At 67.6% G+C, this 15,285-nt stretch carries 13 protein-coding genes; 6 read left to right on the top strand and 7 right to left on the bottom strand.

The features are described 5' to 3' along the window. The first annotated feature begins 344 nt into the window (after window positions 1-344). Window positions 345-2,576: a primosomal protein N' gene (locus WCE59_RS05630; protein WP_343257753.1), complete on the top strand. Its 2,232-nt coding sequence runs from the start codon at window positions 345-347 to the stop codon at window positions 2,574-2,576. Window positions 2,577-2,888: 312 nt separating this feature from the next. Here the strand turns inward: WCE59_RS05630 and WCE59_RS05625 are convergent, their stop codons facing one another. Then, window positions 2,889-3,650, bottom strand: coding sequence for an NYN domain-containing protein (locus WCE59_RS05625; protein WP_343257752.1), 762 nt, complete (start codon window positions 3,648-3,650; stop codon window positions 2,889-2,891). A gap of 147 nt (window positions 3,651-3,797) precedes the next feature. Between WCE59_RS05625 and tal the strand changes: the two genes are divergently transcribed. Both tal and zupT read left to right on the top strand, forming a co-directional pair. Continuing rightward, complete coding sequence (tal, locus tag WCE59_RS05620) at window positions 3,798-4,745, top strand: transaldolase (RefSeq protein ID WP_343257751.1); 948 nt, start codon at window positions 3,798-3,800, stop codon at window positions 4,743-4,745. A 110-nt stretch (window positions 4,746-4,855) separates the two neighbouring features. Continuing rightward, window positions 4,856-5,665 (top strand): zinc transporter ZupT, encoded by an 810-nt coding sequence (zupT, locus tag WCE59_RS05615; protein ID WP_343257750.1) that lies wholly within the window; start codon window positions 4,856-4,858, stop codon window positions 5,663-5,665. Between the two features lie 75 nt (window positions 5,666-5,740). Here the strand turns inward: zupT and rpoH are convergent, their stop codons facing one another. From rpoH to rhlB, 6 genes are all read right to left on the bottom strand, one after another. After that, window positions 5,741-6,619 carry an RNA polymerase sigma factor RpoH gene (gene rpoH, locus WCE59_RS05610; RefSeq protein ID WP_343257749.1) on the bottom strand — a complete coding sequence of 293 codons (879 nt, stop codon included), beginning with the start codon at window positions 6,617-6,619 and terminating at the stop codon, window positions 5,741-5,743. A gap of 65 nt (window positions 6,620-6,684) precedes the next feature. Then, window positions 6,685-7,398: a uracil-DNA glycosylase gene (gene ung, locus WCE59_RS05605; RefSeq protein WP_343257748.1), complete on the bottom strand. Its 714-nt coding sequence runs from the start codon at window positions 7,396-7,398 to the stop codon at window positions 6,685-6,687. A gap of 48 nt (window positions 7,399-7,446) precedes the next feature. Next, window positions 7,447-8,226 carry a response regulator gene (locus WCE59_RS05600; protein ID WP_343257912.1) on the bottom strand — a complete coding sequence of 260 codons (780 nt, stop codon included), beginning with the start codon at window positions 8,224-8,226 and terminating at the stop codon, window positions 7,447-7,449. A gap of 62 nt (window positions 8,227-8,288) precedes the next feature. Further along, complete coding sequence (ftsX, locus tag WCE59_RS05595; RefSeq protein ID WP_343257747.1) at window positions 8,289-9,248, bottom strand: permease-like cell division protein FtsX; 960 nt, start codon at window positions 9,246-9,248, stop codon at window positions 8,289-8,291. Further along, window positions 9,241-9,930 carry a cell division ATP-binding protein FtsE gene (gene ftsE, locus WCE59_RS05590; RefSeq protein WP_343257746.1) on the bottom strand — a complete coding sequence of 230 codons (690 nt, stop codon included), beginning with the start codon at window positions 9,928-9,930 and terminating at the stop codon, window positions 9,241-9,243. The genes ftsX and ftsE overlap by 8 nt, the downstream gene beginning before the upstream one ends. A gap of 106 nt (window positions 9,931-10,036) precedes the next feature. Further along, a complete protein-coding gene (rhlB, locus tag WCE59_RS05585; protein ID WP_343257745.1) occupies window positions 10,037-11,893 on the bottom strand; it encodes an ATP-dependent RNA helicase RhlB in 1,857 nt (618 codons plus the stop codon). Window positions 11,894-12,103: 210 nt separating this feature from the next. On the opposite strand from rhlB, the gene trxA reads away from it, so the two are divergent. The 3 genes from trxA to WCE59_RS05570 all read left to right on the top strand — a co-directional run bounded on the left by trxA (window position 12,104) and on the right by WCE59_RS05570 (window position 15,181). Further along, window positions 12,104-12,430 (top strand): thioredoxin TrxA, encoded by a 327-nt coding sequence (trxA, locus tag WCE59_RS05580; protein WP_343257744.1) that lies wholly within the window; start codon window positions 12,104-12,106, stop codon window positions 12,428-12,430. 167 nt (window positions 12,431-12,597) lie between these two features. Continuing rightward, a complete protein-coding gene (rho, locus tag WCE59_RS05575) occupies window positions 12,598-14,385 on the top strand; it encodes a transcription termination factor Rho (RefSeq protein WP_343257743.1) in 1,788 nt (595 codons plus the stop codon). Between the two features lie 274 nt (window positions 14,386-14,659). Continuing rightward, window positions 14,660-15,181 (top strand): REP-associated tyrosine transposase, encoded by a 522-nt coding sequence (locus WCE59_RS05570; RefSeq protein WP_343257742.1) that lies wholly within the window; start codon window positions 14,660-14,662, stop codon window positions 15,179-15,181. The last annotated feature ends 104 nt before the right edge of the window (window positions 15,182-15,285 follow it).

Genomic DNA, 15,285 nt, shown 5'->3' with positions numbered 1-15,285 from the left:
TCCGGGGTCCCTTTCGACCATTCCAGGACTTGACAAAACCGGTTGTACACAGGACTCACGGCGTCGTCATCTTCCTGATCGAAGCGGCGTCCTGGGCCGATATTGCGGAAATGTTTCACGGGCAAATCATTGAATTTCAACAGAAAAGATTGGTTGGCTCATTTTTAGCCAAGTTCAGGAAAGCCGCATGGGTACTGGCCCAAACGACCACAGGCGGGGACCCATACACAGACTTATCCACAGCAGATGTGGATAACGGGAAATTTCCTTTGCCGACCGGCACTTGCAGATAAACGGGGGGTGCAGCACTCCCGCCGGGCAACGCAGCCCCTAGACTTGCATCCATGCCATCCACCGCCCAGACCGTCCTCCAGGTTGCCCTGCCGGTTCCGCTGCCGCGCCTGTTCGACTATCTGCCGCCCGACGGTCACGCCGCTTCGCTGCAGGACGTCGGTCGACGGGTGCGGGTGCCGTTCGGGCAGCGAGAGCTGGTTGGGATCGTGGAAGGCTGCGGACCTGCCGACACCGACGCCAAGGGGTTGCGCCAGGCCCTGGCCTGGCTGGATCCGGGTCCGCTGCTGGCCGGTGAGCTGCACACGTCCACCCGCTGGCTGGCGCGCTACACCCATGCACCGGCCGGCGAGGTGCTGGCCACCGCCCTGCCGGCAACCCTGCGCCGGGGCGAGCCGCTGCCCGACACCCATGAGTGGGCGTGGCGGCTGACCGAAGCCGGGGCCTCCAGCGTGTCCGGCATGCGCCAGGGCCGCCCGCGCCGGCTTGCCGAGCTGCTGGAAAGCAGTACCCGCGACGATGCCACGCTGGACCACCTGCTGCCCGGCTGGCGTCCCGCGGCGCGCACCCTGTCCGAACGCGGCCTGGCCGAGCGCATCGCCATCCCCGCCTCGCAGCTGGCGCCCGCCCCCCAGCCCGGGCCCGAACCCAACCCCGAGCAGGCCGAGGCCATCGCCGCCATCCAGGCCAGCGCGGCGGGCTTCGTGCCCCTGCTGCTGGACGGGGTCACCGGCAGTGGCAAGACCGAGGTGTACCTGCAGGCCATCGCCGACTGCCTGGCGCGGGGCCGCCAGGCGCTGGTGCTGGTGCCCGAGATCGGGCTGACGCCGCAGCTGCTGGGGCGCTTCCGGGCGCGTCTGGGCGTGCCGGTGCACGCCAGTCATTCGGGATTGAACGATGCCGAGCGCGCGCGGGTGTGGGCGGCCGCCTGGCGCGGCGAGGCGCGGGTGATCGTCGGCACCCGTTCGGCGGTATTCACCCCGCTGCCGCAGGCCGGGCTGATCGTGATCGACGAAGAGCACGACGGCAGCTACAAGCAGCAGGACGGCTTCCGCTATCACGCCCGGGATTTCGCCCTGGTGCGGGCCAAGGCGCTGGCCGTGCCGATCGTGCTGGGCAGCGCTACCCCTTCGCTGGAAACCCTGCACAACGCCCGCAGCGGCCGCTACGTGCACCTGCGCCTGAGTCGGCGCGCGGGCAGCGGCCGGCCGCCGCCGGTGCGGGTGCTGGACGTGCGCAAGCGGCCTCTGGAAGCGGGCATGTCGGCCGAGCTGCTCGACTCGGTGGACCGGGCGCTGGCGGCCGGCGGACAGGTGCTGGTGTTTCGCAATCGGCGCGGCTACGCACCGGTGCTGATGTGCCACGACTGCGGCTGGAGCGCAGGCTGCACGCGCTGCTCCAGCCCCGAACAGAACCGGCCGATGACCGTGCACGCGCACGGCCGCCGCCTGCAGTGCCACCACTGCGGCCAGCGTCGCGCGGCCCCGCTGGCCTGTCCGGACTGCGCCGGACTGGGCCTGCAGCCGCAGGGGATCGGCACCGAACGGCTCGAAGAGCTGCTCATCCAGCGCTTTCCCGATCATCCGGTGCTGCGCATCGATCGCGGCAGCACCCGCCGGCGCGACGCGCTGGAACGGCTGTTCGCTGAACTTGGCGACCGGCCCGGGATCCTGGTGGGCACCCAGATGCTGGCCAAGGGACACGACCTGGCCGGCCTGACCCTGGTGACGGTGGTTGGCATTGACGAAGGTCTGTTTTCGGCGGATTTTCGCGCATCGGAAAAGCTCGCCCAGCTGTTGATCCAGGTGGCCGGCCGCGCGGGGCGTGCGGAACGGGCCGGCGAAGTGGTGCTGCAGACCCACCACCCCGACCATCCGCTTCTGGATACCCTGATCAACGGCGGCTATCACGCGTTTGCCGAAACCGAGCTGGAGCAGCGCGAGGCGGCCGGCTTCCCGCCGTTCGCGCATCTGGCCATGCTGCGGGCCGAGTCCAAACACGCCGAGCCGCCGATGGCCTTCCTGCACGCGGCCCGGCGCGCACTGGCCGCGTGGCAGGAGCAGAGCGGCGGCAGGCGGGCTGCGCCCGAGGTGGAAATCAACGGTCCCATGCCGGCGCCGATGGCGCGGCGCGCCGGCCAGTACCGTGCCCAGCTGCTGCTCTCCGCCCCACAGCGCGCGCCCCTGCACGCGGCGCTGCGCGCCGTGGTTGTGCAGCTGCATTCATTGCCCGAAGCGCGCAAGGTGCGCTGGTCATTGGATGTGGATCCAATCGACCTCTATTGATTCCCGGCCCCAACCCCGCCCGCAGCCGTGCCATGGGCTTCAACCTGTTCACACAACGCCCCGCTGTTGTAGGAGCGCGCCATGCGCGCGAAGCCGCGTGAATTCTGTCCCAGGTAGATCGCCACATCGTTGAGGGGCCGGTGGGGCAGCGCCTGTCAGGACTGTCGGCGACATGGACGTCGCCGACAAGCGTACATGGACGTATTCACAGCGTGTCCTGACAGGCGCTGTCCCGCCGGCCCATCCCTGCAAACCAATCGTCACGCGGCTTCGCGCGCATGGCGCGCTCCTACTCGGGGTTAACCGCGGGGATCAGGTGGCGGGGGTTTTCTTGCGGGCAGCTTTGCGGGGTTTGGTCTTGGGCTTCTCGCGGATCTCGACCAGCTGGCCTTCGCGGCGCAGGTCGAACAGCCCCGTCGCCTCAAACAGCGCGCTCAGATTCCGGTAGCCATGATTGCGCTCGTCGAACGAGGTGTGGTTGCGGATGTGACTGCCGACCACGCCCAGGTGCGCCCAGCCCGAATCGTCCGAGGTCGCCGATACCGCGTTGCGCAACAGGTGGATCAGTTTCGTATCAGCCTGCAGCTCGGAGCTGGACTTGGGCCGGGACGCGGTTGGCTTGCCATCGTCATCGGCCGCGCCCAGTTTTTCCAGATACAGGAAGGTCGAGCAGGCGTTGACGAACGGCTTGGGCGTCTTCTCCTCGCCGAAGCCGAACACGCGCATGTTCTGGTTGCGAAGGCGCATCACCAGCGGGGTGAAGTCGGCATCGCTGGACACGATCGCGAAGCCGTCCAGGTTGCCCGTGTACAGCAGGTCCATGGCGTCGATGACCATCGCCATGTCCGAGGCGTTCTTGCGCGCGGTGTAGGCGAATTGCTGGACGGGCTGGATGGCGTAAGTGTGCAGGCAATCCTCCCAGCTTTTCAGGTGCGGGCTCTTCCAGTTGCCGTAGGCGCGGCGCACGTTGGCCACGCCGTGGCGGGCCAGTTCGGTGAGGATCGGTTCGATCCTGCTGGCCGGCGCGTTGTCGGCGTCGATCAGCAGCGCGATGCGCAGTTCGGTGTCGGCCATGCAGAGTCCCGGTTCCTTTTGCCAGCCCCGAGCGTACCGCCCCCAGTAGGAGCGCGCCATGCGCGCGAAGCCGCGTGACGATTGGTGTGGGCGGGCAGGGGGGATGAGACAATGGCGGGCCGCACTGTCGCCGTGGAGCCGTCCCGAATGTCGAACCAGCTTGAACAACTGCGCGGCCTGTCTGCCGTGGTCGCCGACACCGGCGACATCGAGGCCATCGCCCGCTTCCGGCCGATGGATGCCACCACCAACCCGTCGCTGTTGCTCAAGGCCGCCTCGCTGCCCGCCTACGCGCACTTCATCGACGACGCCGTGGCCAAGGCCTCCGGCGAGGGCGATGCACGCCTGGCCGACGCCTGCGACCGGCTGGCGGTGGCGATCGGTGGCGAGATCCTCAAGCTGATCCCGGGCCGCGTTTCCACCGAGGTCGATGCGCGCCTGAGCTTCGACACCGAGGCCACCGTGGCCAAGGCCCGCCGCCTGGTGGCGCTGTATGCCGAAGCCGGCATTGGCACCGACCGTCTGCTGATCAAGATCGCTTCCACCTGGGAGGGCATCCGCGCTGCCGAACAGCTGGAGCGCGAAGGCATCCACTGCAACCTGACCCTGCTGTTCTCGTTTGCCCAGGCCGTGGCCTGCGCCGAGGCCGGGGTGTTCCTGATCTCGCCCTTCGTCGGCCGCATTCTGGATTGGCACCTGGCCAATGGCGACCAGCCGCCGGCGACGCCGCAGGACGATCCGGGCGTGCAGTCCGTGCAGCGCATCTGGAACTGGTACAAGCGCCACGGCTACGACACCGTGGTGATGGGCGCCAGCTTCCGCAATACCGGGCAGGTGCTGGCACTGGCCGGCTGCGACCGGCTGACCATTTCGCCGGAGCTGCTGGGCGAACTGGAGTCATCTGACGCGGCGGTCGATCGCGGCCTGGTGAACGATGGCGAACGCGCCGATCCACCGACCGCATTGGACGAGATCACCTTCCGCTGGCAGCACAACGAAGATGCCATGGCCACCGAGAAGTTGGCCGACGGCATCCGCCGCTTCGCCGCCGACCAGCGCAAGCTGGAGACGCTGCTGGCCCAGCGCCTGCGCTGAGGTTTTCGCGCGGCCGGCGTGGCGCGTCGGCTGCCTCTTTGGGTAGGATGATCCGATGGCCGCCGCGGCCATCGTCGGCACGTCGCCGGTGTCACCTCACCTGACCGGCAATGCTCGATCCCACCACCAGCAACGTCCTGCTTGCGCTCGCCGTGACCACCGCCGCCGGACTGGCCACCGGCCTGGGCGGCCTGCTGGTGTTCGCCACCCGCAAGCCCAGCGCCCGCATGCTCGCCTTCGGCCTGGCATTCGCCGGCGGGGCGATGGTGTACGTATCGCTGTCGGACATCCTCAACAAATCGATTGCCACCTTTGCGATCCAGTTCGGCGATGCGCGCGGCTTCTCCTACGGCACCTTCTCCTTCCTGGCCGGGGTACTGCTGATCGTGGTGATCGACCGGCTCATCCCCAATCCGCACGAGCGGCTGGAAACCGATGACCCGTTCTACCAGCAGCACGACCGCCACCAGATCCGGCGAGTCGGGCTGCTGACCGCCGCCGCCATCACCGCGCACAACTTCCCCGAAGGGCTGGCCACGTTCTTTGCCACCCTGTCCGATCCCGCGGTGGGCCTGCCGCTGGCCTTCGCCATCGCCATCCACAACATCCCGGAAGGCATCGCCATTGCGGTGCCGGTGTACTACGCCACCGGCAAGAAAGGCCTCGCCGTGCTCGCCTGCCTGCTGTCGGGGCTGGCCGAGCCGCTCGGCGCGATCATCGGCTACGTGTTGCTGGGGCCATTCCTGTCAGAAGCGCTGTACGGGACGATCTTCGGCGTCATCGCCGGGGTGATGGTGTTCCTGGCGCTGGACGAACTGCTGCCCGCGGCCAAGCGCTATGCCAAGGGCCACGAAACCGTGTACGGGTTGGTTACCGGCATGGGCGCGCTCGCGATCAGCCTGGTCCTGTTCAACTGGTAGCCCGTGCGGGAGCGGGTGACGCAAACAAAAACGGCCCGGAAGACCGGGCCGTTTCCTGTTGAAGCTTGCGTTCGATCAGGCGGCTATCAGGCCGCGCATCTTCTTCAGTGCGTTGGCCTCGACCTGGCGGATACGCTCGGCCGACACGCCATATTCGTCGGCCAGCTCCTGCAGGGTTTCCTTGGCGTCCGCGTTGAGCCAGCGGCGCTGGATGATGTCGCGCGAGCGATCATCCAGTTCGGCCAGGCCCTCACGCAGCAGGGACAGACGATGGTCCTCGCCATCTTCGCGCTCAAAGGCGACGGCCGGGTCTTCCGCGGCGGACACCAGGAAATTTTCCGGCGCCGGCGGCATCCGTTCGCTGCCATCATCCGCGGGGGCATCAAAGCCGATATCCCGGCCTGACAGGCGCGACTCCATCGCCAGCACCTCGCGCTCGGGCACGTTCAGGTCCTTGGCCACGGTGCTCACTTCCTCGGCGTTCATCCAACCCAGGCGCTTCTTGCTCCTGCGCAGGTTGAAGAACAGCTTGCGCTGCGCCTTGGTGGTGGCCACCTTCACGATGCGCCAGTTCTTGAGGATGTACTCGTGCATTTCCGCACGGATCCAATGCACTGCGAAGGACACCAGGCGCACGCCCACCTCGGGCTTGAAGCGCTTGACCGCCTTCATCAGGCCGATGTTGCCTTCCTGGATCAGATCGCCCAGCGGCAGCCCGTAACCCATGTATCCACGGGCCACGTGCACCACGAAGCGCAGGTGCGAATGCACCAGCTCCTGGGCGGCCACAAGATCGCCGTCATCACGGTAGCGGTGGGCCAGGGCCTGCTCGTCTTCCGCCGAAAGCACCGGAATCTGGTACACGGCGCCGATATAGGCGTCGAGCGAACCAAGCGCGCTCGGCACCGGCAGGCTGCTTGAAACCATTGCTTGGGAGAGAGTGTTCTGGGTCATAGTCACCTACTTTAGCAGTCTTCATATCTGACCGCTAACAGCTGCGGAAGTTCCCAGCGTTCCCTTTATGGAACGCGAACGGATGGCAAAGACCAGTCGATCGGAGCCTGTCCACGCCGCTTCAGATACTCATTGGCGGCGGAAAAATGGCCACAGCCAAGGAAGCCACGATGCGCCGACAGCGGTGAAGGGTGCGTGGTCCGCAGCACCCGGTGCCGGCGTGCGTCCACGATCCGGCCCTTTTTCTGTGCATAGCTGCCCCACAGCATGAATACCAACCCTTCCCGCTCCCGGTCCAGCACCTCGACCACGTGATCGGTGAATTCCTCCCACCCCCTGCCCTGATGGGCGCCGGCCTTGCCCTGCTCCACGGTCAGCACGGCGTTGAGCAGCAGCACGCCCTGGCGCGCCCACGCCATGAGGTGGCCGTGATCCGGGCGTGGCAGGCCGAGGTCGCGCTCGATTTCCTTGTACATGTTCAGCAGCGAAGGCGGCACCGGCACATCCGGCTGTACCGAAAAGCACAGCCCGTGCGCCTGACCGGGGCCGTGGTACGGGTCCTGGCCCAGAATCACCACCTTGACCTGGTCGAACGGGGTGGCATCGAAGGCGGCGAAGATGTTCCGGGCCGGGGGGAAGATGCGTGCGCCTGCGGCGGAGCGCTCGCGCAGGAAGGTGGAGAGCGCCTGCATTTCGGGCCGATGCAGGTAATCGCCTACCTGGGCCTTCCAGGAGGGTTCGAGCCGGATCCGATCGTTGTCTGAAGATGGCGAAACCATCCCCCAATCTTACCCGCCGGCTTGCGTAGGAGCGCGCCATGCGCGCTCCTACATGGGGAGGCGGGAGAGGCGGAGCTGGAACAGGACCTTGGTCACCAGCAGGCGCTCTTCGATCGGCTTGAGCACCAGATCGTTGGCGCCTTCGCGCAGCAGGCCCATCTGGTTGATGCGGTTGTCATCGCCGGTCATCACCAGCACCGGCAGGCGGCGCTTGCTGTAGCCCAGCTCGCCGCGCACTGCATGCAACAGGTCGCGTCCGCTCATCTCGCCCTTCAGGTACACATCGGTCAGCAGCAGATCCACGCCTGGTGCACCCTCGGTCCCGGCCTGCTCGCGCAGATGGGCCAGGCCCTCCTCGGCGCTGACCACGTGCACCACTTCCATGTCCCGCGCCTGCAGCATGCGCCGGGTGGCAACCGCTACCGTGCGGCTGTCTTCCACGTACAGCACTTTCGCGCCCGGGATCGGCTCGGGCAGCACATAGCCGCGGATGAACGCCGCCAGCGCCCCGAGCCCCAGGGATTTGTCGAAATAGTCGGTGACGTCTTCGGTGAAGCGGCGCATCTCCAGACGCGACTGCGCTTCGCCCGAGACCACGATCACCGGCACGTAGCGCTGCCCGGCGGCCTCGCGCACCCGGCGCGCCAGCTGCATCCCGTCGCCATCGGGCAGCACCAGGGAGGTGGTCACCAGATCCACCGGCGAGGCCTCCAGCGCAGCCTGGGCCTGGGCCAGGCCGTCGCACTCCACCACGTCCACATTGGCCAGTTCCGCGCGCAGCACGTCGCCGATCAGCCGCCGCACCAGGCGCGATCCATCCACCACCATGATCCGCGGCGAGTCGCTGGCCACGTGGCGCAGGCGATGCGGATCGGCAGCGCTGTCCGTGCTCACGTGTCGGTGGGCCGGGTCTGGCGCAGGAAGTGGCCGGTCACCACGCTGGCGCCGATCCAGCCCAGCGCACCCGAGCCGACCAGCACCGCCAGCAACTGCAGCGGGGAAAACCCGCGCAGGGCAAAGCCGCTGCCGTAGCTGGCGGCCAGCTCGGCCACCGGCGCGCGCAGGGCCATTCCGGTCACGGCGAGCAGGGTCAACGCCAGTGCTCCGGAGCCCAGGCCATACCAGGCGCCCAGATACAGGAACGGCCGGCGAATGAAGCCGTCGGTGGCGCCCAGCAGCTGCAGCACGCCGATTTCCTCGCGCCGGGCCTGGATATCCAGGCGCACGGTATTGCCGACCACCAGCAGCGCGCCCAGCCCCAGCAATACCCCCAGCACCAACACCAGCCGCGCGCCAAATTCAAGCCAGTCATCCAGGCGCTGGCGCCACTCGGCATCGTGCTGCACCAGCGCCGCCTCCGGCAGCGCGCGCAATGCGCCGGCGAGGGCCATTTCGTCGCCTTCGGGTATTACGATCAGCAGACTGGGCAGCGGGTTCTCGCCCACGGCATCGATGGCATCACCCAGGCCGCCGCGTTCGCGCAGTTCCTGCAGCCCCTGTTCCGGGGTACGTAATTCGACGCTGGCGACATCGGCGCGCGCACGCAATCTGTCCGCGAGCTCTCCGGCCGCGGCCGCATCCATATCCTGCTGCAGGAACACCCCGATCTCGCGCGACTCCTGCACGCTGCCGGACAGGCGCGACACGTTGTCCAGCACCAGCCACAGCCCCATCGGCAGGGCCAATGCCACTGCCATCACGCCGATGGTCAGCGCCGTCGCCCACGGCCGGCGGAACACCCGCCCGAGGCTGGAAAAGAAACTGTAGAGATGATGATCCCCCCAGGTGCCCAGGCCGGAGCGCGGCGCGGTGGGTGCTGCCGGAGTGGATGCGGCGCGCTGCTCACTCATCGGCAAGATCCTGCGGGGAAATATCGTCCACCAGACGCCCGTGATCGAGCACCAGCACGCGTTTTTTCATCCGCTTGACCAGCGCCAGGTCGTGGCTGGCCACCAGCACGCTGGTGCCGCGCTCGGGCAGGCTTTCAAACAGGGCCATGATCTCCGCCGCCAGGGTGGGATCCAGGTTGCCGGTGGGCTCGTCGGCCACCAGCAGGCGCGGCTCGCCAACGATCGCCCGGGCAATGCCGACCCGCTGCTGCTCGCCGGCGGACAGTTCGCCAGGAAGCGCCTTCTCGCGGGCCCCCAGGCCAAGCCGCTCCAGTGCAGTACGCACGCGCTTGCCGATCTCGGGGCGGCGCATGCCGCGCAGGATCAGCGGCAGGGAGATGTTTTCAAACACGCTGCGGTCGGTCAGCAGCCGGTGGTCCTGGAACACCACGCTCACTTCGCGCCGATGCATGGCCACCTTGCGCCCGCGCACCCGCGCCAGATTGCGTTCGGCGAACAGCACCGCACCGCGACTGGGCCGCTCGGCCAGGTGCACCATCCGCAGCAGGGTGCTTTTGCCCGCGCCGGAATGACCGGTAACGAACAGCATTTCTCCCACACCGACGTCGAAGCTGACCTCCGACAGCGCCGTGTGGCCGCCGGGATACTGCTTGCTGACGTTGTCGAAGCGCAGGACGCTCATTGGGGGAAGTGTGCGGGGGACATCCGCAAAGCTTAACGGACTTCACCGCCGGCGTCGGCGGGAACGGATGCCGCGCTGATAGCGCGGCATCCGGTTTGGCGGCTGGTCAGTTCGGGTCGCGGCTGACCAGCTTTTTCAGGCCACGGCCGATGCGGGAGATCAGCCCGCCCGATTCGGACGGTGGCGACTTCGGCACCGCGGCCCTGGCCGGGATGTGACGCGGCCCCTTGCGCTTGGCGGGAGCGTGCTCCGCCTTGGCCACGGGCTCCGCGTTGGCCGCGGGCTTCGCCTGCCGGTCCTGCTCGGCGCCGGCCTGTCCGGTACCTTCGCCATTGATACGGCGACCGCCGCGACGACGGCGACGCTTGCGCGGCGGGCGCGCTGCATCATCCTGCGGGCCGGCGGACGGCGCGTCCGGACGGGCGGCAGCGGAAGCAGCTGCCACCGGCTTTCCTTCTTCAACCGCTGACGCTGCCGCTGCCGCTGGCACGGTCTGCGGCTGGCCTTCACCCTGCGTCTGGCCTGCCGGCGCCTGATCGGCACGCGGGCCACGGGGACCGCGTCCGCCACGCCCGCCACCTTCGCCGGCACCGCGGCCGCGGCCTTCACCGCCGCCACTGCGCCCACGGCCACCGGCACCGCCTTCGCGGCGTCCGCCTGCCGAGCGCCCACCGCCACGGCGAGCCTCGTCGGCAGCACGCTGTTCACGCGCTTCGCGGAAAATCTCGCCCACGCTCTCGGTTTCGCCATCGTCGGCGGTCGCACCCTCGCGCGGCTTGCGCGGCAGCGCGGTCAGCAGCTCCTGGGTGACCGGCTCGGACGGGATCTTCTGTTCGATGAAGGCCTCGATATCCGGCAGTCCCACGGCGTAACGTTCACAGGCGAAGCTGATCGCGTCGCCCTCTTCGCCCAGCCGCGCGGTGCGGCCAATGCGGTGCACGTAGTCCTCGGCGTCGAACGGCAGGTCGTAGTTGTAGACGTACTTGATGCCGTCGATGTGCAGCCCGCGCGCGGCCACGTCGGTGGCCACCAGGATCTCCAGCTGGCCGGCCTGGAAACGCTTGAGCAGACTCTCGCGCTTCTTCTGCGGCACATCGCCCGACAGCACGCCAACCCGGTAACCGGCGCGCTCCAGCGCCCGCGCCACCCGCTCCACGAACACCTTGGTGTTAACGAACACCATGGTGCGCGCGCCCTCGCCGCGCGACAGCAGGCCCAGCAGCAGCGGCAGCTTTTCATCGTCAGCGGGGTAGTACATCTTCTGGCGAACGCGCGAGGCGGTGATGGATTCGGTCTCCACCACCATCTTCTGCGGCTCGTTCATGTGCTCGTAGGCCAGCTCCAGCACGCGATGGCTGAGGGTGGCCGAATACAGCAGGGTCTGGCGCTCGGTGCGGACCGGCATGCGGCGCAGCAGGAAGCGGATGTCCTTGATGAAGCCCAGGTCGAACATGCGGTCGGCTTCGTCCAGCACGCAGATCTCGCAGGCGTGCAGGCTGACCACCTTGTGCTGCTTGACGTAGTCGATCAGCCGGCCGGGGGTGGCGATGATGACGTCCACGCCTTCCTGCAGCAGCGCACGCTGCTTGTCGTAATCGACGCCGCCGTAGACCAGGGCGAACTTCAGCCCGACTTCCGGACCCAGCTTCACCGCGTCCTTGTGGATCTGGATCGCCAGTTCGCGGGTCGGCGCCAGGATCAGCGCGCGCGGATCACCAGGCTGGCGGTCGGCCAGCGCCGGCCGGGTCAGCAGGCGGTTGATCACCGCCACCAGGAAGGCCAGGGTCTTGCCGGTGCCGGTCTGGGCCTGGCCGGCGACGTCGCCGCCTGGCAGGGCCACCGGCAGGGTCATGGCCTGGATCGGCGTGCAGCTGATGAATCCGGCGCCTTCAAGGCCTGCCTGCAGCTGCGGATGCAGATCAAAATGGGAAAAGGGAATATCGGTAAGGGGTTTATCGCTCATGCGTGGGAATGCTTCGTTGCGTTGCGCGCAGTTGCGCGAGAGGGCGTCCGCGTCGCAGACTGCCGGGGCCCGGATCGATATCAACCAATCGACATCAGCCATTTACCCGGGAGGCCAGCCCCTTGGATTGGGCCGGAAAACACCTCAGCTTAACACCAAGCGCCCGTCCGCCACACGCTGACGGGTCAATACGTCATTCAGGAGAACCCCGTGAGCGATAAGGTCATCCACGCCACCGACGCCGACTTCGATTCCACCGTGCTGCAGTCCAAGGAGCCGGTCCTGGTCGACTTCTGGGCGCCCTGGTGCGGGCCCTGCCGCATGATTGCCCCCGCCCTGGACGAACTCGCCGAGTCCTACGACGGCAAGGCCAAGGTAGTGAAGGTGGATATCGACAAGAACCAGGCGATCGCGCTGAAGTACCACGTGCGCTCGATCCCGATGCTGCTGCTGTTCAAGGACGGCCAGGTGCAGGCTACCCAGGTGGGCGCGGTCGGCAAGGCCCAGCTGGCGCAGATGATCGACAAGGCCCTCTGAACCGCTCGCACAACGCCAAACCGCCTGCATCTTGTCCCCGGTGCAGCGCGGTGTTAGCTTAACTGCGTATCCGGCGTGGAGTTACGCGCCGCACCCTTCTGAAGGCCAACCCTTCCCACCCCCGCCCGCTTCCTGTGGGCGCTCGCACCGTAGCGAGGAATTCGCACTTGTCTGACAACACCCCCCCTGCCGGCGATACCGGCAATCCCGGCGATACCGTCGAGAAAGCCGTGCGCAAGCGCGCCACCAAAAAAGCCGTTCGCAAGACGGTAACGGCCGACGCTCCGGCAACGACCGGGTCCGCGCCCGCGGCGCCTGCGGAAGCCCCGCCCAAGCCGGCGGCTTCAAAACCGGCGGCTCCCGCAGCTGCTGCCGCACCGGCTGCCGATGCCCCCAAGGCAGCGACACCCGCCCAGCCCGCAGCTCCCAAGGACGCCCCGGCTGGCAAAGAAAAGGAATCCGGCGGCGGCAACGACGACGGCAACCAGAGCCAGGCGCGCGACCAGCAGCAGCGCGGCGGCCGCGACCAGCAGCGAGACAACCAGCAGGGCGGTCGCCGTGACCGCTTCCGCAATCGCCGCGACCGCGGCGGCGGCGGTGGTGGCCGCGGCCGCGACGACGGCCTGCCCCAGGACGGCAACAACGACCAGGGCCAGCGCCTGCCGCCGCCCAACGTGCCGGAAGATTTCCCCCAGTACTCGCTGAGTGACCTGAAGGGGATGCCGGCGCACAAGCTGATGGACATCGCCGAGCAGCTGCAGATCCACGAAGGCGTGGCCCGTGCGCGCAAGCAGGACGTGATCTTCCACCTGCTCAAGGTGCTCACCCGCCACGGCGAAGGCGTGGTCGCCGACGGCGTGCTGGAGATTCTGCCGGACGGCTTCGGCTTCCTGCGTGCGGCCGAGGCCAGCTATCTGGCCGGTCCGGACGATGTGTACATCAGCCCCAGCCAGATCCGCCGCTTCAACCTGCGTACCGGTGACCATCTGTCGGGCCGCATCCGCTGGCCCAAGGACGGCGAGCGCTATTTCGCCCTGGCCACCATCGACACCATCAACGAGGAGCCGCTGGAGGCCAGCAAGGGCAAGGTGCTGTTTGAGAACCTGACCCCGCTGTTCCCGCGTGAGCGTTTCAAGCTCGAGCGCGCCGATGGCTCCAGCGAGGACATTGCCGGCCGCGTGCTTGATCTGATGGCGCCGCAGGGCAAGGGTCAGCGCGCCCTGATCGTCTCCCCGCCCAAGGCGGGCAAGACGATGATGATGCAGCAGGTCGCCAGCGCCATCACCTACAACCATCCCGACGTGCACCTGATCGTGCTGCTGATCGACGAGCGGCCCGAAGAGGTCACCGAGATGCAGCGCAGCGTGCGCGGCGAGGTGATCAGCTCGACCTTCGACGAGCCCGCGGCGCGTCACGTTCAGGTCGCCGAGATGGTGATCGAGCGGGCCAAGCGCCTGGTCGAGCACAAGAAGGACGTGGTGATCCTGCTCGACTCGATTACCCGCCTGGCCCGCGCCTACAACAACGTGGTGCCCTCGAGCGGCAAGGTGCTGACGGGTGGCGTGGACGCCAACGCCCTGCACCGCCCGAAGCGCTTCTTCGGTGCGGCCCGCAACGTGGAAGAAGGTGGTTCACTGACCATCATCGCCACGGCGCTGGTGGATACCGGCAGCGCGATGGACAAGGTGATCTACGAAGAGTTCAAGGGCACGGGCAACTCGGAGGTCCACCTGGACCGCCGCATCGCCGAGAAGCGCGTGTACCCGGCGATCAACGTCAACGCATCGGGCACCCGTCGCGAGGACTTCCTGATCGAACCGGAACTGCTGCAGAAGATCTGGATCCTGCGCAAGCTCCTGCACCCGATGGACGAGCTGGCGGCGATGGAGTTCCTGCTGGACAAGATGAAGAACACCAAGTCCAACGAGGAGTTCTTCTCCTCGATGCGTCGCTGATCCAACGCAGTCGATAGATACGAAAAGGCCCCGCACTGCGGGGCCTTTTCGTAGGTCGGCCCTACGCGGCCGACGCGGGGGATGCGTGGATTGCGGTGAACGCCGGGATGCATGATTCGCGGGGCGTCGGGGGCGTAGCCCCGACCGACGCGGGGGATCCATCGGCCACCCTCGCGCTCGCCACCTTTCCTGACCATGCATCGCGACGCATTCCTACGCCAATCGGCAAGCCACGGCGATGCCTGCATCGACATGCATGCCCCACTGTGGGCACATGCCGCGATATCGCCGCCACTTCGTTCCCGGCCACGCCGTGTTCCTCACTATCGTCAGCGATGCCCGTCGACCGTGGCTGGCTACCCCTGGCGCCCGGGAAACGGTGCTGGGCGCACTACGCAGCGCGCGGGCGCTCCATCCGTTCATTCATCACGGCCATGTCGTTCTGGACGATCACCTGCATCTGCTGCTGACTCCACGACCGGGCATGGACGTGCCCAATCTGGTGGGCAGATTCAAGCGGGCCGCAATGGCGGCGCTACCGAAGGGCATCACGCAGGCAGGCGAGCGGCTGTGGCAGCGCCGCTACTATGATCATGTGATCCGCGACGACGCCGACTTTGTTCGCCACCTGGATTACATCCACTTCAACCCGGTCAAGCACGGTGCAGCCGCTCGCCCCTGTGACTGGATATGGTCAAGCTTCCACGCGTGGCACGCGCGCGGTGTGTATCCGGACGACTGGGGATGTGGAGAGCCACCGCCCGGGTGCGGGGTTCGCGGGGCGTCGGGGGCGTAGCCCCGACCTACCGTAGGTCGGCCCTACGTGGCCGACGCGGGGGATGCGTGGTTTGTGGTGAACGCGGGGTGCATGATTCGCGGGGCTACCGTAGGTCGGCCCTA

The organism is Luteimonas qiangzhengi, from assembly GCF_039548515.1.
GTDB lineage: Bacteria > Pseudomonadota > Gammaproteobacteria > Xanthomonadales > Xanthomonadaceae > Luteimonas.
This window is presented reverse-complemented; position numbering and strand designations above follow the sequence as displayed.